The following is a 19,664-nucleotide window of genomic DNA, read 5'->3' on the forward strand; positions in this document are numbered from 1 at the left end:
ATCTCGCGCACCCCCGATCTCGCGCACCCCCGTGCCTCGCCTTGCTAATACCCTGATTTCCACTGCTTGCTCCTGTGTCAGCATCGGCGGCAAATCCGCCATCCTCCATCAGGTGGGTCAGTTTTACTTCGGCGGGGTGGGTCATTTTTACATCGGCGCTAACACCTGGTATGGCCATGGATCTTTTGAACCTTCCGTTGGTGCCGCCAGGCGTAGCCTGTGTCGTATGCATAGAAGAAGCCCCATAAGGAACCGCCATGTGTAACGACAGCGTGCGCCTTCCACTCTTTTGCTCCGACCGCTCGACGCTAAGTCAATCACCCGGCCGCTCGAGCGTGAAGAGCTGCTCTGTGCCGATTTCGAAGTAGTCGGCCGGCCCACCGCCGCGCAGGATCGGGCGCGCCTGCGCAGTCTGGTACACGCCGTCCTTGATGAGCTGCCGGTCAATGTGGATCGCTACTGCTTCGCCCAACACCAGCCACGCCGGGAGCGCCGCGCCGCCCTGCGCTTCAAGCTGCACGATCTGGGTGACCACGCACTCGAACTGCACCGGGCTAGCCGCAACGCGCGATGGCCGCACCTTGTCAGAGGGCAGCGTCTCCAGCTTGGCCAACTTGAACTCATCGACGTGCGCGGGCACCATCGCTGCGGACGCGTTCATCGCCTCAGCGAGCTCTCGCGTCGCCAGATTCCATACGAACTCGCCGGTGGCACGCGCGTTGGCGAGTGAGTCTTTCGCTCCAAGCGAGCAAAAGCCGACGATCGGTGGCTTGTAGCTGAACAGGTTGAAGAAGCTGTAGGGCGCAAGGTTGCGCACGCCGTCGTTAGAGACTGTGCTGATCCAGCCGATCGGTCGTGGAGCGACGATGGCGTTGAGCGGATCGTGACGCAGGGAATGTCCCTGCGCCGGTTCGTAGAAATGCCAGTCGGTCATAGCTTTACCTCTTTTGGGACGGGCGCAAGGAATGCAGCCACCACTCCGGCTCTGTGGGCGTCCGCAGCACCAGGGCCGGAGTGGTGGCTGCATTCATCCCGATACGCGCCTAGAGAATGGTGTCGGAGCGGAGCCACGTGAACCTCACAACTGAGAAACGAACGAGACGTTTCAAGTCAGTTTCGCTGCCCCGTTTCCAAGAACAGGGCAGCTTGGCTCGGTCTTTCTTACTTGTTTACCCAAGGCATGGAAAGGTCGATGTCAGAGACCAGCTTTCCACCGCCGAAGCTCATGCTCTCCAAGGGAATGGCATACATCATCAGGGTGACATCGTCCTGGCTGACGCCAACTTTTTGTACTACGTATCGGGTGACCAACTCCGCGAGCTTGCGTTTCTGCTCCACCGTCCTGCTCGTACCGGACGTCACCGTTACGATCATGCGCTTGTCGGATCTCTTCAAGTCAGGGAAAGTCGGATGGATGAAGAATTCATCGTCCTTGTGCTCACTGATGATGACGAAACGGTCATCCATAGGCGTATCCATGGCTTCATGGAGAGCGAGATTTAAGGCATCCGCCAGAGCCCGCTTCTCTTCGCTAGAGAACTTTTGAGCCGGAATGTGGGCGTGAAATATTGGCATGAGTGTTTCCTCGGCTGTGTTTTGCAGGTTAAATGAGGCGATGAAGTTGGCTGTTTTCCCTGCTTAACTAAAGAAGTCTTGACCGAGTGTTCCTTCGAGTCGCCCCTTGAGGCCAGATGAGAATTCACGAACGACGGGAAACGGGCTTTGGAAGAGCTTGATGTTGTTGATGAGGCCAGACTCATTCCGAGTGAGTATGGTGGTGCCGGCGACCGGCTTGCCACCGTGGATGGCATCCCACTCAAGGTAAGTCTTCGCACCGTCAACCGTCTCCGCAGTGAACACGAAGTGTTCGTACATCGTGCTCGTCGCGGCAAAGAACGCCCCGATGAGTGTCGGGCCGACCACGGCCTTGCTGAGGGCTGAGGTCTGAAGGATGGCGTCAGCGGTGAACGACGTCGCGAAGTCGCTCGTCCCTTTCTTCTTGACGATTTGCATCCATGCCGTTCCCGGCGTGTTGGTGTCAGTAGTCATTACAATCTCCTAGGTTTGTGTCAGTAGTCGTTACAGTATTCCCATCGCATGTCTGCGACTTCTATTTTTCAAGGTGCCTGATGAGAAACTCGCCGGCTCTCTGCAGCGCGTCGTGGGCCTGAGGCAAAGAGGCGGTCTGAATGTGCCAGACGTGCAGCATCTCCGGCCAGACCTCAAGGTGCGACTCGCCGCCAGCCGCGCGCACCTTTCGGTCAATTTCAAGCGCGTCGTCGAGAAGTACTTCGTCGCTTCCGACATGGATGAGCAGTGGAGGAAAACCGTGCATGTCGGCGAACAGGGGCGAGATGTTCGGATCCTTCAAGTCGTGGTTGCCAGCATAAGCCTCGACCATCTCCCGCATCGCGCCCGCGTTGACCATTGGGTCGCGGTCAGCCAACTGCGTTAACGAGGGCAGCGTCAGCGTCAAGTCTGCCCATGGGCTAATGAGTAGCGCTGCTCGCGCGTCCTTGTGTCCCTTCGAGGACGCGTAGGCAAGAACGTTGAGAACCATGCCACCGCCACTGGAATCTCCTGTCACGGCGAACGGCTTGCCAAGCGCACGCACTGCTTCGTAGCCGCGGATGGACTCGTCGTAGGACGCCGGGAATGGGTGCTCGGGTGCCCTGGAGTGGTCCAGGACGATGACCTGGGACTTTGCCGCTCGAGACAGCTCTCCAAGCATGCCCAGATGCGAGGCAGGAGATCCAGCCACCCAGCCACCACCGTGGAAATGGTAGATGACTCGGTCTTTGGACGCGCCGGGAGCCGTAATCGCCACTGCGGCTACGCCACCAAGCTCGGTCGGCTCGACGGTTAGGTCAGCCGCCGGCGGGTTTGCTTGCGAAATTGCCTCCATGCCAACGCGGAGGGTCTCGATGGTGCGTACGGGATGCGCAAAGTCGAAGGCGAACATCGCCTCGCGGAGCTTGCGGATGGAAGATGAATCGTAGGTCATGGTTCAGCTCACTTCAGGTCAAAGAAAGTCGCCGGCACCCAGTCGTAGCCAACTCCGTTGTCGGCTTTGCGAAGACGCCCAAGGCCAGGGAACGGCATGTGGGCTGCGGCAATCATCGTCTTGTCCGCAGCGAGTTTCACCAAAAGGGCTTCACGTGTTTTGACAGCCGATTCGCTGTCCGAGTCGAAGACGATGCTGACTTCCGGGTGTGGCATCTGGACGGCCCCAACATGAGCTACGTCGCCCCAGACCAGCAGCGACTGACCCTTCGAGGAAATCATGTAGCCAGTGTGACCGGGCGTGTGGCCAGGAATGGCGTACGGTGCGATTCCAGGGACGATTTCGTCCATGCCTTCGTACGGCTTCCACTTGCCTGCAGCGATGTAAGGCGCGGCGGCATCCTGTGCCACCGTGAAGAAGACTTTTGCTTCTTCCGGGGCCTTGGCCATGATTTCCTTCGACAGCCAGAAGTCGGCGTCGGCCTTCTTCATCATCACGGTCGCGTTCGGGAAGACGCGTGTCCCGTTTTTGTAGATTCCGCCAGCATGGTCAGCGTGAAGATGGGTCAGCAGCACCAGGTCAACCTGCTCCGGCTTGTAGCCCGAGGCCTTCAAGTTCTGCACGAGCTTGCCCAGCGTGGGGCCGCCCCAGTGGCCGCCTGCACCAGTATCGATGAGAACGAGCTTGGACCCGGTGTTGACGAGGTAGCCTTGGACGGTGGCCGAGACATTCTTGGGATCGTTTTGGAAGGAGCGCGCCAGGAGGGACTGGATGAGCGCCGGATCGCCATGCAGGAGGCTGGAGTCAATGCTGCCGCTGCCGTCATGGAGAGCGGTGACTTCATAGTCACCAATCATCGTGCGATAGAAGCCCGCAACCTGCTTGTGCTGCATCGGCGCTGCTGCTTGGGCCGGTGCTACAGCAACGAAGGTGCCAGCGAATGCTAACGATACCGCGAGCACGGTACGCGAAGTGAAAGTGGAGAATTTCATAGTGTTTCCTAACCATTGTGTATGGCGGGGTATGTACGTACATACGTAATGATCTTTAGCGGAACGCCGTTTCATCGTGCCATGTCGTTTTTGCCACTTATCCAGCCACCCGCCCTACCGGACGCCGTAACCCGTGATGAAAGCCGCACGCATGTCCGATTCCTCTGTCGATTCGCCATGACCTTTCAACCGCTTGCGATGTGCAAGTGGTTGAATAATATGCCCACCGCTTGCATAATGCAAGTAGATATTTAAGGAGAATAGCTGTGCAACAAACAAGACGATCGGGCTGCCCGATCAACCTGACGCTTGAGCAGATCGGCGACCGCTGGAGCCTGATCGTTATCCGCGATGTCATGTTCGGGAACCGGCGCAGCTATGGCGCCCTGCTGGAGCAAAACGAGGAAGGCATCGCCTCGAACATCCTCGCAAGCCGGCTGAAGCACTTGGCCGCGTCTGGCCTGCTGACACGATCTCCGGATCCGAATCATCAGCAGAAAGGAATCTACAGCCTCACGGAAGCGGCCATACAGCTTGTACCTCTGCTCGCACAGATGGCTGCCTGGGGCCTTCGGCATACGCATCCAAGCAAGGAAGCGTCTTTACGCGCGGAGCGGCTGGAAGAGGGCGGCCCTTCACTTTGGAGTGCCTTTATGGATGAACTCCGTTACCTGCATCTCGGTGCACCGCGTCCGGCGCGCTCAGCATTGGACGAACTCAGCGCCGACGACGAGAAGGCAATCGCAAATTAGTACTTATTTTTGCGTCATGACATACATCATGTAGTGCAAAGCTATCCACGCCAGAATGGTCTGGCCTTGGCCTTGGCCCTGCGCGAGCTGGGGCGCATCGAGCGCACGCTGTTTACTCTGGACTTGCTTCAAAGCGTGGAGCTGCGCCGCCGAGTGCATGCAAAGTTGAACAACGGCGAGGCCCGCAATGCGCGGGCCCGTGCACCGAGCCTAACGCACAGACGCTGGTCGATGCAGAATCGATGCTGGCCCGCATCGCTACCTTGCCCGAAGGACTAAGCCAGCCCGACCTGCTACTGGGGTCGGGCGCTGAAAAAACGGGTTGCAGGTTGTGGGACGCACGCTGACTGAGGTCCCGGTTGCGTCCGCAGACCATAACGCGGTCGGCTGTCTCGCCTTAACCAACGAATACCAGCCTTTCATCGTGTTTCTCGGCTTTCACCGGCGAGTTCAACCCACATCGGGTTCATCACCAACCCCTGTCCGATTGCGACCAGCGGTAGGCTGGCCGTTAACGCTTTTTCGGCGTCCCCCGGCGTCCGGATAAGACACGCCGCAATCAAAGGAACGCGTTCACCAACGTGCGACGCCCCCCCCTGTATTGAGTAGCACGTGACTTTAGAGTCCAATCCACCATGACACGGAGATTGGACATGAAGATACGATTCACCGAAGAGCAGATCATCGGGTTCCTGCGCCAAGCGGAAGCGGGAATGCCCATTGCAGAGCTGTGCCGCAAGCACGCCTTCTCGGAAGCCAGCTATTACCTCTGGCGCAGCAAGTTTGGCGGGATGAATGTCTCGGATGCCAAAACGGCTCAGGGAGCTGGAAGCCGAGAACACGCGGCTGAAGAAGCTCCTGGCCGAGTCGCTGCTCGAGAACGAAATTACCAAAGAGGCCCTCCGAAACCGGATGTGGTTGCGAAATTCGAAGCGCTGACACCGCTAGGAAGACTGTGCGAACCTGCGGACATGACCGGGCCAGTGTTGTTTCTTGCTACTGCCGCATCAAGCATGGTTACCGGCCATATCCTTCCCGTCGATGGCGGCGTGTTGGCGCAATAACAGTTGAACCCGACCGGCCCCAACAGATCGTCTATCCAGATTCGGGCCACGGTATCAAGCCATATCGAGGGTCGGCCGGGATTCGCAAAAAATCCGCCACATCTCCGGTAAGCGGCCGATTTGAATAGGAAATCGATCGATCCCCTCGACGCCGAGGTGCTCAAGGCGCTGTCGCCTTACCGGCGCGAACACATCAACCGGCTCCCGCACCGGCATTCCGAGTTGGCCTGTGCTCCTGGGCGCGGCTGTCGAGAATCGCCAAACTCTGAACTTTGGTCATTCCACTCTGAACCGCCGGCCAGAAGGGCTCGGCGAGCGAGGGTACACTCGCCAATTGCGCATTCTGACCTGGCTCGCGGACGAGTCGGGTGACGACGGAACGAAGCCCATCCGTTAGCGCATCTACAAAGCCATTTTGTCTATTTCGCGACGAATCTTGTGGTTTCCGCGCGAGATCAATTTCCGGCTGCTGTCTACGATCTTCCATTCAAACGTCAAGGAGGATCCAGACATGCCATTATTCGCCCCCTCGCCACGCCCCGCCTGCCGCAGGGGAGACGCCGCATGAACAAGAAGCGGCTCGGACTGCTCACCGGCACGCACGCAGTCAACGATCTCTATCAGGGGCTGGTGCCGGCCCTGCTGCCCTTCATGGTGCTGGAGCGCGGCTACAGCTACGCGGCTGTGAGCGGCTTGATGCTGGCGGCCACCGGCCTTTCCAGCGTGGTGCAGCCCCTGTTCGGCGCCTATGCCGACCGCGCGCACCGCGGCTGGCTGGTGCCCACCGGCTTCCTGGTGGCCGCGCTCGGCGTAGTGCTGGCAGGCATGGCGTCCACCTATCTCGCCACCTGGGTGGCCATCGCGCTGAGCGGCCTCGGCATCGCCGCCTACCATCCGCCGGCCACGGTGGCCGCCCGCGCTGCCGGCGGCACCTCGCAAAAGGCAATGAGCGTGTTCTCCGTGGGAGGCACCGTCGGTGCGTCGTTCGCGCCTTTGCTGGCCGCGCTCGCGGTTGGGGGTGGCGCGCTGGCGCGCAGCTACCTGCTGGGCATCCCGGCCGTGCTGATGGCCGTGCTGTGGCTGGTCGCGTCGGCGCGTCCGGCGGCCGTGCCCGGCGCAGCCGCGGCCAGGCGTTCACAGGCGGCGCCGGTGCCCAATCAATGGCGCGCCTTCGGCCTGCTGGTAGCCACCATCATCTGCTGGTCGATTCCCTATGTCACGGTGCTGTCGATGCTATCGCTCCATATGACGCGCGATCTCGGCGGCAGCGCCTTTCTCGGCGGCGCGGTGCTGACCGCGTTCACGGCGTCCGGCGCGGTGGGCACGCTGCTGGGCGGCTGGCTTGGCGACCGCCGCGGCCGCATGACCGCGATCCGTGCCGGCTATGTACTGATGCTGCCCATGCTGGCCGGGCTGGTGCTCGTGCACAGCGCGCCCCTGGCGCTGGTGTTCACGGTATTGCTGGGCGTTGCCATGTTCCTGCCGTTCACGGCACAGGTCACGCTGGCACAGGACTACCTGCCGCGCAACCCTGCCATGGCCAGCGGCATCACGCTGGGCCTGGCGCTGTCGGTGGGCGGCATGGCATCGCCGCTGTTCGGCCTGCTGTCCGACGCGCGCGGCCTTGCCTTCACGCTGGCCACCGTGCTCGGCGTGCTGTGCGTGGCCAGCGCGCTTGCCCTGCGCCTGCGCGACCGCGCCCCGCGCATCGACGAGCAGGGCCTTGCCATCGCCTAGCCTGCGGTAGGGTGGCGCCGCCTGCTGCCAGCCAATGGGCGGCGGGCGGGCTACACTGGCGCGCACGATGACGCTTTCACCGAACCACAGATCCGCCTCATGAAGACCCTGTCCGACGCCGCCCTCCAGCAATCGCTGCAGACGCCCCGGCCGATCGTGGTGGTGGCCAACGACCAACCGGACGGCTCCGAGCTGGCCGAGCACTGGCACCAGCACGGACAACTGATCCATGCCATCTCGGGTGTGATGATTGTGCGCACCGCGCGCGGCGAATGGGTGGTCCCGATCGGGCGCGCGGTGTGGGTGCCGCCGCAGCTCAGGCACCGCATCGGCGCCGTCGGCGATGTGCGCATGCGCACGGTCTTCGTGGCCGGCGACGCCTGCGCGGCCATGCCGCAGGACTGCCGCGCCATCGAAGTCAGCCTGCTGCTGCGCGAGCTCATCCTGCATGCGGTACGGATCCCGGCCAGCTATGCGCCGGAAGGGCGCGACCAGCGCATCATGGCACTGATCCTGGACGAAATCCGGGCGGCACCCGTGCTCTCCCTGCACCTGCCGATGCCGCAGCACGCCCGCGCCGCGCAGCTGTGCGCACGCCTGATCCAGAGTCCCGCCCAGGCGGCCACCCTGACTGGCTGGGCGGCGGAGCTGCATATGAACGAGCGCACCTTCGCGCGCTTGTTCAAGCGCGAGACCGGCATGACCTTCGGCGCCTGGTGCCGCCACACGCGACTGCTGCTCAGCCTGCCCAGGCTGGCGCAGGGCGACGCCATCCTGGCGGTGGCGCTGGATCACGGCTACGACAGCCCCAGCGCGTTCGCGGCGGTTTTTCGCAAGACCTTCGGCGTCAGCCCGAGCGCGTACTTCCGCAAGGCAGAAGCACCGGACTGACATGGCGCCCTGGTGTGCCGGGCGGAAGTGACGACCCGGGGCGGCGGCCCTTCGCTGTGCCACAATCCGGCAGCCAGCGGCACACATGACACTGGCCCTCCCCACAAGGGCATTGCTTTGTTCTAGTGAGGTGGCGAATCACCGGCTGGCGCTGCGCCACCCTCTATATAGAAGGTGCCCCGGGCAGGCAGGAGGATCGCGCGGCCGCTGGCGCAGGTCGCAGGTATCATCTGCGTCCATGCCCACTGCCATTCCTTCCCGCCAGTCCGCCGCCTCCCGTCTGCTTTCGGGCGCCAGCCCTGCCGCTGCGCTGCGCGAACGGGCCGAGGCAATCCTCTGGATCCGCACCCAAATGGCAAGGCACGGGGTGACCCCCGAGCAGCTGCTGGCGGCCGGCTGTTTTGCCGCAACCGAACGATCGGCGCCAACGGCGGTGCGCTACCGTAGCGCCGATGGGCTGAGCTGGGACGGGGAGGGTGCCATGCCGGACTGGCTGCGGCGGGCGGTCAACGCCGGGCAGACGGTGGAGCATTTCCGGGTTGGTGTCTGATCTGCATTAGTGAGCGCCGGTGGGGCACACTTGTCGAGATTCGCTCAACTCTGAACTTTGTTCGCTTAACGCGTTACTCGCGATTGCCCAAGCTCTTTTGAAGGAATTCGATCTTCCCCGTTTTGGGGATGTCGTCAGCGAACTAACTGTACATGCGGTGCACCGTATTACCGAGATTACGCGAAGAGATACACCGAAGGTCTTGAACCGGCTCGATACGCTGTTCAACGACGTGGATCTGTTCGATGGGCTCAATATCGTCTCGTCCGAACACCTGTCGTATGACGCGATCGATAGTGATCTGGATTTCCTTCCTTCCCTCGCAAAAGACATCGTCCAGCATTATCTGCGTCACCCTGACTACTCGAACGAAGAACTGCTGATCCGGTGTGGCGCGTTGACATGCAGCCAGACTAGCTTTTTCGCTCTGTTGGAGAAACTGCTTCATCCCGTCGTGCATCGAGACGCTCTCGCGCCGATGGCGGGAGAAGTTCTCCGACGCCAATTACTGCGTTGGAGATATCCTGAGCATTTTTTGCGACGCCCGGAAAGCGCCGAGGCAGCAGTCCGTCGTCCCGCGCACTGTGCTCGCAACGGTGGTGATGTCGCCGCGTATCCGCGAATCGAGTCCGCCACGGGGTAATCGTGCCTTTCGTGCCAATTCTGGCGGTAGAATCGCGAGGGCCCGCTTGCAACAAGAGGGATGGCCGGGATTCACAAATATGTGAAGCTTCAGATATTTTCGAATCCCGGCCGACCCTCCTGTCGGACTTGAACAAGCGATGCGCACGACAGGGCGATAAAACGATCTAAAACCGAAAGCGTAGTTCTTCTACCGCCCTGTAGCTCGCGAAATGTGCTCAATATTTAGGCAATTGCTTTTCAGACTGAAAGTCCGACGGGCTCCTAGCTAGCCACCCGCTCGGCTTGACTCCAACCTGACAGAGCCGTGCAGCGACGTCGTCGTACATGTCAACGGAATTGCGAATCCTGCGTTTCACCCTGATATCGACAATGACTGCGACGGCTGGAATGGGGGGGCAGGCGCTGGATAGGTCGCAGTAATTTCCTCAGGCGAGTGGCGCCTTCCAACGGCGGCGACAAGTATGCTTTATAAGAAGAACACCATAAGCGCGTTAGCCAGCTTGATGGCAGCCGGCGTTATCTATTCCGGCTCAGTGCCTGCGCAGACGAACGGCAGCAACACCACCGCAGTTTCAGCTGTGTCGATCGCCGGCATGTCAAGCGACCAAAAGACCGATGCCCTCATCAAGGCCATTGCCGACGGGGACAAGCTTGGCATCCAACGCCTACTCGACGCTGGCGTAAACGTCAACGCTCCAGCAAGCGAGCATGGCATGCGCCCGCTTCACGCCGCTGCGCTCAGGGCGAACGTCCCGCTCATGAAGGCGCTGATTACGGCCAGCGCAACAATCGACGCATCCGCCGAGGACGGCTTGCGCCCGATGGAGTTCGCCGCCGCAAGCGGGAGTCCCGAAGCGGTGCAAGTGCTCTTGGACGCGGGTGCTAGCCTGGCATCGCCCAAGCTGCGGGGTTACACCGCATTGATGGCGGCGCTTGAGCAAGGCGATGCGGAAATGCTCACGTTCCTTCTGGCCAAAGGCGCGAAGGTCGATGAGGTCAATACCAACGGCGAGCAGGTGATCCATTGGGCGGCGCGACATGACGACACCGAATCGCTGAAGCGCTTGATTGCCGCGGGGGCGAAGGTCGACGCCCCGAATCGCGACGGAAAAACTCCGCTAATGATCGCATCAGCCGCGAACCGCCCGCTGAACGTCAAACTGCTGATGGACGCCGGCGCACGGCCTAGTGGCGCGGACGCCGGCATTGAACTCCTGACATCCGCGGCGAAGAATCGCGACATCGATGTCGTCAAGGTGCAACTCTCCGCAGGCACGTCCGTCGCAGCTGTGGACAAGACCGGTTGGCAGGCAATACATTACGCCGCGAACAATGGCGACGCGGCAATGCTCAAAGTGCTGTTCGCCGCCGGCGCCAGGCCCGACGCACTTTCCAGTGGCAAGGAAGGGCAATTTCAACCGCTTCATCTGGTGGCTCGAGGTAAGGAAGCCCACTACAGCGGAGACCTGCGACGCATGGACGACGCGGGCTATATCGAAGCGACGCAAATCCTGCTCGCTGCTGGCGCCAAAATCGACGCCAAGAGCGGCGACGGCAAGCAGCCGATCCACCTCGCGGCGGAAAACGGCATGACAAGTGTCATGCAGATCCTGCTGGCACGCGGCGCGAAGGTCGACGCTGTGACGCCGGAAGGTAACCAGCCTTTGCATTACGCAGCGCAGGCTGGCCGCCCCTATTGGAACGAAAACCTCTACAAACAGAGCGCGATCATCGACATGCTGGTCGGGGTCGGTGCAAAGGTCGACGTGCCAGGCAAAGACGGCTGGCGACCCCTGCACTTCGCCGCGGCCAAAGGCACCGCCGAGGGCGTGAACGCATTGATTGCGGCGAAAGCTGACCCCAATGCCGCACTTGCGGACGGCATGCGCCCGATCCATTTGGCATCCGACCGCCGCGATTACTTCAACACTGAGTCCGTCATCGCGGCGCTCCTCGCAAGCGCCGTCCAAGTGAACGTGGGCGACGCAAAGGGCTGGGAGCCGCTTCATTACGCGGCGGCGCGTGGTGCCACGCGGACTGTAAAACGGCTACTCGAGGCAGGTGCGAACGTGTCGGCTGTCACGAACGACGGGCATACGGCCATGGACTACGCCGTCACGAGTAAGTCCACCGCGACGCAGGCGCTATTGCAAACCGCTGCTGCCGGTCAGCCTCTCTCGTCGCCAGAGCAACGAGATGCCGCGCTGATTACTGCCGTGGGGGACCGGGACCCCGTCGAAGTCAAGCGACTGCTCGCGCTAGGCGCGCGTGGCAATGCCGCGGACAAGTATGGCAATCGCGCCATCAACATTGCTGCAAAGCGCGGAGATGCCGCCGTGCTGAAGGCGCTAGTCACTGCCGGCGCGTCTCTGGAAGAGATACCCAAGAGCGCAGAAAATCCCGGGGCGGAAGCCATCCTCTGCCAGTCCACCGAGTGGTCCGACTCCGGCCAGGAAACCAAGGCATTGTTGGAAGCCGGTGCACGCGTCGACACGGCTTGCGGCGACGGGCGGCAATCACTGCATAAGGCGGTCATTTTCAGACGCATTAATGTGGTCATCGTCCTGCTGGCGGCGGGTGCGGATGTCAACGCACAGGATAAGTACGGCGGCACCCCGCTGCACTACGCCGCGAATGTGAATAGCCCCGGCATCGCGACTGCACTGCTGCGCGCCGGCGCGTCGAAGGCGGTCGTTACGAAGGACGGTGCACGACCGATTGATATCGCCATATCGCGTGAGTCACTCGAAGTAGAGAAGGTGCTGCTCGAGGGCAGTACCCCGGCGCAGATCGCTCAGGTGACATTGAGCGCGGAGCGCTACAACCGCCGCACCGAGATCCAACTCGCTGTCAATAGCGGGTTCTCGGCAGAAGAGCTTGGCTATAAATGCAACGGCGAGCTGTTTGATTTCCCTGACCGATATGACGATTTGGCCAATCCGGCGAACGCTCGCAGCAACTGGGCGCAGGCGTACGGCATCGCATCGCGTTTTGGCGAATGCGTGCGCAACTTTGCTGCACGTCCCGTGGACTTTGCAAGACTTGTCCCGGTCTATTCCTTGCTGACATGGGACGAACGGCGACGCGTCAACGAGAAGTTCCTCGAAAGCCTGAATGGTCTCAAGGACCTGATTCAGATGGGGCAGTCGCGCATCGAGTCGGAGATGCAGCGCGTCAGGGCGTCGCAAGGACGAATGCAGGGCGCAGCCGAAGCGTCACGACGGGCTGCGCAGGAAAACAGCGCATGGGTCCAGACCATCAGCCAGTCGCTGAACACGATCGCCGCACAAATGAGGCCGCCACCCTTGCCTGATCGGGCGGAGTTCGACCGTATCGTGGCGGAAAACGAACGACTTGACGGTGGAGGGCCGAGCGGTCGTGGCGGGCCGGGCAACAAGGCGGCTCCGCAGATGCAGTCGGGAGGCGTGGGTGCGGCCAACGGCGGTACCAACGCGCCGGGTGCTAGTGCGCGCGCGGCGAATGGCAGCAACGGGTCCAATGCGGCGAATGGTGCGAACTCCCCGTCCGGCAGCACGACTTCCGCCGCAGCAGGCAATCGTGGCGCAAACGAGGCCTCCCGCGATGCTGGCAAGACTGGTAACGCTGACACGTCCGGCGCCTCGGCGTCATCTGCCGGCAAACCAGCATCCGAACAAAAGCGGGCTGACAGCACAAAGACGTCCGGTGGCGCGCCGAAATCGTCATTGACAAGCAGCGGCAACATGGGCGGTATTGTGCTGTACACCGACGATACCGCGAAGCGGAAGGCGGAAGAGGAATACCAGGCGCAGATGAAGCGAGGCATGGCGGAGGCCGAGGTGCGAGAGAAAAAAGGGCAAGCCGACGCCGAAGCTGCGGAGAAGGCTCGCGTGCAAAAGCTTAAGGAACAGGACGAGAAGCGCAGACGTGACAACCCGCCGTGCCAATCGGATGGCCACGCCACATGCACGACTCCCAAATAATGACCTCGAATCCGGATGACGCATTCACCGCCATCGCCGGCACCTTTCGACCCCTGCCGGAAAAGGGCTGGCCCGAGCTTCGCTCGCCTGCCAACGGCGGCCGGGGTACGAAGCAGACGATAGCCCGGCTGAACGATGCTGACCAAATGGCGGGGTTGGATTTGGATGGCGACTCACCGTCGCAGGGACAAGAGAGTCCGTAGCTATGCTGACCGATGTTCGAGCGATATGCAAACCGAAGGTAGCCTTCTGTGCGCGACGGTACAAACTTCGGTATTCTCGTGGAGCGAGGTCATGAAACGACCCGAATGGCGACGAGCGATTGGTGCCTCGCTGTGCGGTGGCGCACTGCTTGCCAGCACGGCTGTGATGTCGTCGCCGACGTCGGACGAATTTCAACGATGCGACGAGATGGCGCGGGCCTCGCTAAAGGTCTGCCTCAAAAAGCACGCGGGACGGGACAACGACTCGTGTTGGCAGAACGCCCGTAAAAAGAATATCGACTGTTACGCGATGGTGAACAACCAATACGTCCGTCCGGACCCCGCAAGCGAGGCTGCGCGACGCGGGGCAGCGATGCAGGCAGAGGCGGAGGCCCATGCACGAGCGGCCGCGGCCGGTAAGGCAGCAACGTCGCCGCCAGCCTCTCGATGACTCAGATCGACCTGGCAGGCGCAGTTGTCCCGAATTGAAACAACCTGACACGCTGGCATTGAAGGCGGACGGCGGGCAGTGGGCTTGGGGTGAGAATCGCGACGGACAGCTTGGCGACGGTACGACGACAGCCGGAGCGCAGCCCGTGAAGATCGATGCCGGGTTCGCACAGATCGCGGCAGGACGCACGCTTTCGGCGGCGATGCGGGTCGACGGCAGTTTATGGATGTGGGGCCCGAACAAGAATGGATGCGTGTGCGTGCCAAGTGCGGTTCCGAGGCGCTATCGAGAGGTACAGGAGAGTTGCGATGCCCAACGACGCGACCCGATGGCGCCAATGGCAGCAATGGTTAGGGTACTGGTTTCCGTGGCGTCAGTCCGGTTCGACCGCCGTCTCGCTTCGCGTCACGGATGGAAATGGCGATTGCCTCGTGGACGTTGCCGGCGCCGAGCGTCACGAGTATCGGATGCGGATTGGCTTGCCCAGCGGTGCGATAGTCGTCAATCTCTACGGTCGTTACCTCGCGTTCGTGGACGACGGCGGGCACCACAACTATGACGGCATTGACTTCGCATGCCGAACCTATGTCAAATTCGGCGAGTGCCTTCAGGACAGGCAGGCCTTGCATATTTCGATCCGATCGATGCGACGCGCATGGTGGCGCCGCGGCAATTAGCGAGCAGAGGCTCGAACAGGCATCAAGGGAAGCGCGCAGACGCTTTCAGACACGCTACAGCATATGAACTATCGTCACTCCCGCATCGACGTGTACGTATTTTTGCGCTGGGCGCAACAGGGGCTTATGCTCAGGGATGCTTTGGTTCATTTGGCGAGAAGAGATGCCAGAATGTTGAAAAAGCCTCGGAACAGGCAAGAAAAGAGGGCGAGGCCAGAAAGCAGGAATATGTGAAGAATGGCGGGAAACTTCAGGACACCACAACGCCTACAAAGGCCAGCACCGGCACCTCAAAGTAAGAGGAAAAGTGGGATAAGACGCCAATGATCTTCCGTTATCGAATCCAATGGCCCATTGCCGGATTGTTGATCCTGGGGCAAATCAGCGCCGTGGCCTGTGTCGACCCGAGCCGCGTGGACGAGCGCCCGGTGCCGCGCATTCAGCCGCCGCTGGCTGAACCGGGTGCCCAGCCAACGCCTCTGGAGCAACGTATGCCCGTAGGGGCGGTTTATGCCTATCTGGCCCCCGAGGGTACAGTCGCCAGCGTCCGAGTAATCCGACAAGGCATGAGCCTTCCGCTGGAGGTGCTGAATCGGGAGACGGTTGAGCGCTTGGGTTATCCGGCGGCAGGAGGGGCGTTCGAACAGCGGTGGATCTATGTGCACGCCGCCAGCTACGGCAAAGCCGAATTGCGCCTGAACACGCCTTCCGGCAAGACCTATGCCGTGGTAATAGGCATGATCTATCCGCACGAGGAGCCTGTGGGCGAGCCCCTGCGGCTGGAGGTTGCCGGCAGTGGCGGCGAGCCGAGTTTTGCCGTCGATGCCAACAATAACACCTTGTGGCTGAGCCTGCCTGGCCAGGTGGGCGACGGATGGCGCATGACTTCGGGCGATGAGACCTCCTTCTCGTTAATCCGCGTGGAACAATTGGCCATGCCGTATGGCGACGGCCCTAGGGTTGGGTTGTTCTTGGAAGCCGGGAGATCGGTGAGCAGTGGGGTGATCGAGCTCCAGTCTGTGCCAGCGGGCCTGTTCGCCGCCCGCAAGACCTATCGCTTTAAGGTGAATGCGCGGCCCGTGCCGGCATGCTGAGTAGAGCCTGGTTGCAAGGTGATGAGGATGCAGAAAACATTGAGCATGGGGCGTGGGCGTGTGTTGATTCTGGCGTGGGGCGTGCTGGCGTTCGCCACGGCGCATGCCGACGTGACGCCGCCCCACATCCGGGATGCGTGGGCGCGATTGCGGGACAACCCGAAAACCTACGATCAGACAGACCAGTTCTGCCGTGGCAAGAGGTTGGATGCAGCCTGCGAACTGCCGGGCAACGCGCTGCAAGGCGGCGGGACGGGCGTGTGCCGGTCGTCGGTCAACGACCGAGGCGAAATTGCGCGATCCTGCATCCGCACCACACGCGTGGAGATCGACAGCGACGTTCCGTCTGGCGGTTTCGTGGCCAGCCCGGCGTTGTGCAAGCCCTACATCGACTGGGTGCAGCGCAACGATCCCTCCGAACCCGCGCCCGTGCTGCCCTTTGGCTGCAAGCCTCCGGCGCAGCCGCTCACCGACCGTTTCTGCAAAGGCAGGGCCGTCGGGGATGTCTGCGCCGTGGAGATGCGGGTGGACGGAAAGCCGGAGCAATATCCGGGCACTTGCGCAAATAAGTGGCAGAGCGAGCGCTTCTATTACATGGGTTCTCGGGAGGCCCTGCGGCAGGTCATGACCTGCGGGTCGCCGCCAACGTTTGAACGCCAGTTCAGTCCGGCCAGCTGGCTGGACAAGCTGTGGCAGTAAGGGGGTAGCGTGTCGCAATGGCAGGCGATGGTGCTGTCCTGGCTGGTGGAACTGCCGCTGTTGCTGGCTTTCCTGTGGCGCTGGGGCGTGGGGCGCGCGAGCCTAATCGGTCTGCTGGCCACGGGGCTGAGCCACCCGGTGGCATGGCGGGCGGTTAGCTACTTGTCGCCGCACGACTACACACAGGGACTGTGGTCGATTGAATTGGGCGTGGTGCTGGTGGAAGGGTGGGTGCTGCGGCTGGGTGTTACAGGGACATGGAGGCCGGCGCTGAGGGCGTCGGCGGTGGCCAATCTGGCGTCTTTCGCGGTGGGGTGGCTGCTGTGGTGAGCCGCTCGCTGGGCGGCTTCGTGGTACTGGCCATCGTGTTGGCGGCACTGGCGCCGGGGCCGCTGTATGTGTGTGCGCTGGCGGTGTTCGGGCTGCCCCACGTGATCTGGGAGTTGGGCTTTCTGCGCAGCCGCTATTTCGCCCGCTGGCCTGCGGCATGGTGGAGGGTGTTGATGCTGGCGCTGCTGATGCACGCGGCGCTGCGGGCCTTGGCTTGGGCTGGCGTGGTATCGCCGGAGGCCCAGCAGGTGCTGGACTTGCTGGCCCTGGCGGCGTTGATGCTGGTGGTGGCCGCCGTGCCCAAGAGGGTGGGCTGGGCGGTGCGGCTGGTGGCGCTGCTGGCTTCTGGCGCGGTGTGGGCGACGCTGGAATGGGGGCGCATTGGTGACGTGCTGCTGGCGCTGGCGCTCCTGCACAACTTCACGCCCGTGGCCTTTGCCTGGGACATGGCCCGTGACGACCCGCGCTACCGCCCGCAGGCCCTGATGGCGGGCCTGGTTTTCATACTGCCGCTAGGGCTGGTCGCACTGGGGGCCGCAGGTTGGTGGCCAGCGCCATTGACCGGGTTGGGTCTGAGCTGGCTGGATGGGCAGGTACCCGGCCTTTCCGGCGCCGCTGGCGGCATGCTGCGCGCAGCGTTGCTCAGCGCGGCGGTGCTGGCGCAGTGTCTGCACTACTACTACGTGCTGAAGGTGTTGCCCAGTGCCGAGGGGCAACGCACCGGCCATGCGCCCGTGCCATATTGGCTGTGTGTCTGCACTTTGCTGCTGACCGCTGGCATGGCCATCTATTTCGTGCAGCGCTTTGGCGGCGCACGCCAGTTGTATGGAGTGGCGGCGGGCTTCCATGCATGGCTGGAGTGGCCCCTTCTGTTGCTCACCTTGTGCTCGCATCCATTGCGGGCCCCAGCCCGATCCGATTTTTCAACTGCTAACGGATGAATCCGACTATGCTCAGACCTTCTCTTCTTCTTGGCTGCCTGTCCCTCGCATTGCTCGGCACCGCGCAGGCCGAGGCACCGCGCGTGATCGACGTGCCCGCGGGCAGCTTTTACGTCGTCAACGGCGTGAATGTGCGCAATGGCAACTACTCCACGACCTTCAACACGCTGAGGGACGCGGACGATCCCGCAGGCGAACCCTTCCGTCGCGTCTACAACTCTTTCTCCGACTATCAGAGCGCTTACGGCCTGGGCTGGTCGACGGTAATGGATACCCGGATCACGCTCGCGGAGTATGGTGATCTCGCCCTCGAACTGAAGGAGAAAGGCGTAGGTGCGACCACGGAATATGCCGTGCAGCCGGGTGCGCCTGGCAGCGAGCGCAGCAAGGAGATGGAGAAGCGCCGGATCGATATCAAGATGGAATACAAATTCCGACTCAACAACCTTGCTGCGCGCAAGGAAATTATCAAAACGGACCTTTATAAAGAAGCGGTGAAGCGAGGCGAACTGAAGCCATTCAGCGAGAGCGCGCTGCTTGATCCGCCCTACCCATCGATGGAGTCGGCGATTCCGGACGGTGCGGTGTTCGTTGCCAAGAACACGTTTCAGGGCGATGCCTGCCGCGAGAAGAGCCGGATCGTGCGCCAAGGCGACAACCTAGTGCGCACCTACCCGGAAGGCTGCGGCATCGCCCGTGAAATCTACACCCTCAGCGGCACGTGCACCCGCGTAGAGAGCCGGGCGGGCGGCGCTCTGACGGCCACGAAGGATCCCGCCACGGGATTGGTGACTTCCGTTCAGGATGAAAAGGGCGCGACGATCCGGTTCCAGTACGATGCGAAAGGGCGGCTTGTGCGCGAGTCCAATCCCAAGGGAAACGCGTATGGCTTCGAATATGACGAACGCGACAACATGACGACCATCATCTATATCGATAATTCCAGGAGCCGGATGACCTACGACGACAAGAGCCGGGTGACGTTGTCTGCCCCGCGAAACCGCCCGGTCGCAACCTTCGAGTACCGTAAGGATCCTGACAACCCCGGCATCTCGATTACGCATGTCACGCTGACCCAGGGCGATCAGACGCAGGAGATCGACTACCGGTTGCACTGAAGCCGGAATCCGCCTCGCGGCGGCCGAGTGTGCCAGGATGATTCCACAATTATCAGCCACGAGCATACGTCACGTCATGCGCTGGGCGGGCGATGAGCGGCGAATGGTTCAGGCCTGTACGGCAGTTCTGGAGTTCATGAACCGCCATCCGATCGCAGCAAGTTGGGGCAGGTCGGACCTCGCCTCCTCGGAAATGATGAGCCTGGAGACAAGCCAGCGCGTCTGGCAGACACGCAAGACCCAAGGCGCCACGCCGCCTCGGTCGGTATCTACACTTACGTCCGAGATCGAGGCGGCACAAGACGGGCTGCGGGCCGAACTGGAAGCGGCGCTGCGGCAGGCCGAGCGCGCACAAGCTGACGCCACCGCGTCGCGCCGCCTGGCAACCACCAGGCGCCAGGTGCCAGCGACCAAGACCAAGTTGAAGTTCAAGGCGGGGCCGGCATGAGGGGCGTGGGCGGCAGTTGGATTTGTCCACCGCGCCACGGGATAAACCTGTGGACAAGCCGCGCGAGGACCAGATCCCCGGCGGGCTCCTCGGGTCTGATTAATGT

Annotated in this window: 19 protein-coding genes and 4 pseudogenes; 18 read left to right on the forward strand and 5 right to left on the reverse strand. The window is 61.9% G+C overall.

All coding sequences use genetic code 11. The features are described from left to right. Positions 1-313 precede the first annotated feature (313 nt). The 5 genes from AC1DQR_RS38320 to AC1DQR_RS38340 all read right to left on the reverse strand — a co-directional run bounded on the left by AC1DQR_RS38320 (position 314) and on the right by AC1DQR_RS38340 (position 3,996). Complete coding sequence (locus AC1DQR_RS38320; RefSeq protein ID WP_477134954.1) at positions 314-934, reverse strand: flavin reductase family protein; 621 nt, start codon at positions 932-934, stop codon at positions 314-316. Between the two features lie 227 nt (positions 935-1,161). Beyond that, the gene (locus tag AC1DQR_RS38325; RefSeq protein WP_477134955.1) at positions 1,162-1,575 is read right to left on the reverse strand and encodes a tautomerase family protein; all 414 of its coding nucleotides are present in this window, start codon (positions 1,573-1,575) and stop codon (positions 1,162-1,164) included. 63 nt (positions 1,576-1,638) lie between these two features. Then, complete coding sequence (locus tag AC1DQR_RS38330; protein WP_477134956.1) at positions 1,639-2,049, reverse strand: hypothetical protein; 411 nt, start codon at positions 2,047-2,049, stop codon at positions 1,639-1,641. 61 nt (positions 2,050-2,110) lie between these two features. Then, positions 2,111-3,004, reverse strand: a complete 894-nt coding sequence (locus AC1DQR_RS38335; RefSeq protein WP_477134957.1) for an alpha/beta hydrolase — start codon at positions 3,002-3,004, stop codon at positions 2,111-2,113. 8 nt (positions 3,005-3,012) lie between these two features. Continuing rightward, on the reverse strand, positions 3,013-3,996 hold the full coding sequence (locus tag AC1DQR_RS38340) for an MBL fold metallo-hydrolase (RefSeq protein ID WP_477134958.1): 984 nt from the start codon (positions 3,994-3,996) through the stop codon (positions 3,013-3,015). A gap of 266 nt (positions 3,997-4,262) precedes the next feature. On the opposite strand from AC1DQR_RS38340, the gene AC1DQR_RS38345 reads away from it, so the two are divergent. From AC1DQR_RS38345 to AC1DQR_RS38430, 18 genes and pseudogenes are all read left to right on the forward strand, one after another. Continuing rightward, positions 4,263-4,748, forward strand: coding sequence for a winged helix-turn-helix transcriptional regulator (locus tag AC1DQR_RS38345; RefSeq protein WP_477134959.1), 486 nt, complete (start codon positions 4,263-4,265; stop codon positions 4,746-4,748). A gap of 39 nt (positions 4,749-4,787) precedes the next feature. Further along, positions 4,788-4,952 (forward strand): annotated as a pseudogene (locus tag AC1DQR_RS38350) (Tn3 family transposase); the annotation flags it as partial. Positions 4,953-5,401: 449 nt separating this feature from the next. Next, positions 5,402-5,663: pseudogene (locus AC1DQR_RS38355) on the forward strand (transposase); the annotation flags it as partial. Further along, positions 5,663-5,812, forward strand: coding sequence for an SDR family oxidoreductase (locus tag AC1DQR_RS38360; RefSeq protein ID WP_416047107.1), 150 nt, complete (start codon positions 5,663-5,665; stop codon positions 5,810-5,812). The pseudogene AC1DQR_RS38355 and the gene AC1DQR_RS38360, both read left to right, overlap by 1 nt. Before the next feature lie 564 nt (positions 5,813-6,376). Next, positions 6,377-7,549 carry an MFS transporter gene (locus tag AC1DQR_RS38365; protein ID WP_416047106.1) on the forward strand — a complete coding sequence of 391 codons (1,173 nt, stop codon included), beginning with the start codon at positions 6,377-6,379 and terminating at the stop codon, positions 7,547-7,549. A 99-nt stretch (positions 7,550-7,648) separates the two neighbouring features. Next, positions 7,649-8,440: an AraC family transcriptional regulator gene (locus AC1DQR_RS38370; RefSeq protein ID WP_416047105.1), complete on the forward strand. Its 792-nt coding sequence runs from the start codon at positions 7,649-7,651 to the stop codon at positions 8,438-8,440. A 238-nt stretch (positions 8,441-8,678) separates the two neighbouring features. Further along, positions 8,679-8,990, forward strand: a complete 312-nt coding sequence (locus tag AC1DQR_RS38375) for a histidine biosynthesis protein (protein ID WP_416047104.1) — start codon at positions 8,679-8,681, stop codon at positions 8,988-8,990. Between the two features lie 97 nt (positions 8,991-9,087). Beyond that, positions 9,088-9,633, forward strand: coding sequence for an AbiJ-related protein (locus AC1DQR_RS38380; protein ID WP_477134960.1), 546 nt, complete (start codon positions 9,088-9,090; stop codon positions 9,631-9,633). A 463-nt stretch (positions 9,634-10,096) separates the two neighbouring features. Further along, positions 10,097-13,597 (forward strand): ankyrin repeat domain-containing protein, encoded by a 3,501-nt coding sequence (locus AC1DQR_RS38385; RefSeq protein WP_477134961.1) that lies wholly within the window; start codon positions 10,097-10,099, stop codon positions 13,595-13,597. Between the two features lie 294 nt (positions 13,598-13,891). After that, complete coding sequence (locus AC1DQR_RS38390; protein ID WP_416047304.1) at positions 13,892-14,251, forward strand: hypothetical protein; 360 nt, start codon at positions 13,892-13,894, stop codon at positions 14,249-14,251. Further along, a pseudogene (locus AC1DQR_RS38395) lies at positions 14,196-14,441 on the forward strand (hypothetical protein); the annotation flags it as partial. The gene AC1DQR_RS38390 and the pseudogene AC1DQR_RS38395, both read left to right, overlap by 56 nt. 118 nt (positions 14,442-14,559) lie before the next feature. Continuing rightward, a complete protein-coding gene (locus AC1DQR_RS38400) occupies positions 14,560-14,928 on the forward strand; it encodes a hypothetical protein (RefSeq protein ID WP_416047303.1) in 369 nt (122 codons plus the stop codon). 323 nt (positions 14,929-15,251) lie between these two features. Beyond that, positions 15,252-16,022 (forward strand): hypothetical protein, encoded by a 771-nt coding sequence (locus tag AC1DQR_RS38405; RefSeq protein WP_416047101.1) that lies wholly within the window; start codon positions 15,252-15,254, stop codon positions 16,020-16,022. A gap of 27 nt (positions 16,023-16,049) precedes the next feature. Beyond that, positions 16,050-16,721: a hypothetical protein gene (locus AC1DQR_RS38410; RefSeq protein ID WP_416047100.1), complete on the forward strand. Its 672-nt coding sequence runs from the start codon at positions 16,050-16,052 to the stop codon at positions 16,719-16,721. Positions 16,722-16,730: 9 nt separating this feature from the next. Further along, entirely contained in the window at positions 16,731-17,051 is a 321-nt protein-coding gene (locus AC1DQR_RS38415) for a hypothetical protein (RefSeq protein WP_416047099.1), read from the forward strand. Then, positions 17,048-17,992 (forward strand): hypothetical protein, encoded by a 945-nt coding sequence (locus AC1DQR_RS38420; RefSeq protein ID WP_416047098.1) that lies wholly within the window; start codon positions 17,048-17,050, stop codon positions 17,990-17,992. The genes AC1DQR_RS38415 and AC1DQR_RS38420 overlap by 4 nt, the downstream gene beginning before the upstream one ends. Positions 17,993-18,000: 8 nt before the next feature. Continuing rightward, positions 18,001-19,110: a hypothetical protein gene (locus tag AC1DQR_RS38425; RefSeq protein ID WP_416047097.1), complete on the forward strand. Its 1,110-nt coding sequence runs from the start codon at positions 18,001-18,003 to the stop codon at positions 19,108-19,110. Between the two features lie 10 nt (positions 19,111-19,120). Then, positions 19,121-19,407 (forward strand): annotated as a pseudogene (locus tag AC1DQR_RS38430) (Tn3 family transposase); the annotation flags it as partial. Positions 19,408-19,664: the final 257 nt, after the last annotated feature.

This window comes from Cupriavidus sp. 05L411, from assembly GCF_056398045.1.

What these genes read in the sequence shown, in the direction of transcription:
- AC1DQR_RS38320 (WP_477134954.1), bottom strand. Translation starts at nt 934, where the DNA reads ATGACCGACTGGCATTTCTACGAACCGGCGCAGGGACATTCCCTGCGT.
- AC1DQR_RS38325 (WP_477134955.1), bottom strand. Translation starts at nt 1,575, where the DNA reads ATGCCAATATTTCACGCCCACATTCCGGCTCAAAAGTTCTCTAGCGAA.
- AC1DQR_RS38330 (WP_477134956.1), bottom strand. Translation starts at nt 2,049, where the DNA reads ATGACTACTGACACCAACACGCCGGGAACGGCATGGATGCAAATCGTC.
- AC1DQR_RS38335 (WP_477134957.1), bottom strand. Translation starts at nt 3,004, where the DNA reads ATGACCTACGATTCATCTTCCATCCGCAAGCTCCGCGAGGCGATGTTC.
- AC1DQR_RS38340 (WP_477134958.1), bottom strand. Translation starts at nt 3,996, where the DNA reads ATGAAATTCTCCACTTTCACTTCGCGTACCGTGCTCGCGGTATCGTTA.
- AC1DQR_RS38365 (WP_416047106.1), top strand. Translation starts at nt 6,377, where the DNA reads ATGAACAAGAAGCGGCTCGGACTGCTCACCGGCACGCACGCAGTCAAC.
- AC1DQR_RS38370 (WP_416047105.1), top strand. Translation starts at nt 7,649, where the DNA reads ATGAAGACCCTGTCCGACGCCGCCCTCCAGCAATCGCTGCAGACGCCC.
- AC1DQR_RS38375 (WP_416047104.1), top strand. Translation starts at nt 8,679, where the DNA reads ATGCCCACTGCCATTCCTTCCCGCCAGTCCGCCGCCTCCCGTCTGCTT.
- AC1DQR_RS38385 (WP_477134961.1), top strand. Translation starts at nt 10,097, where the DNA reads ATGCTTTATAAGAAGAACACCATAAGCGCGTTAGCCAGCTTGATGGCA.
- AC1DQR_RS38390 (WP_416047304.1), top strand. Translation starts at nt 13,892, where the DNA reads ATGAAACGACCCGAATGGCGACGAGCGATTGGTGCCTCGCTGTGCGGT.
- AC1DQR_RS38400 (WP_416047303.1), top strand. Translation starts at nt 14,560, where the DNA reads ATGCCCAACGACGCGACCCGATGGCGCCAATGGCAGCAATGGTTAGGG.
- AC1DQR_RS38405 (WP_416047101.1), top strand. Translation starts at nt 15,252, where the DNA reads ATGATCTTCCGTTATCGAATCCAATGGCCCATTGCCGGATTGTTGATC.
- AC1DQR_RS38410 (WP_416047100.1), top strand. Translation starts at nt 16,050, where the DNA reads ATGCAGAAAACATTGAGCATGGGGCGTGGGCGTGTGTTGATTCTGGCG.
- AC1DQR_RS38425 (WP_416047097.1), top strand. Translation starts at nt 18,001, where the DNA reads ATGCTCAGACCTTCTCTTCTTCTTGGCTGCCTGTCCCTCGCATTGCTC.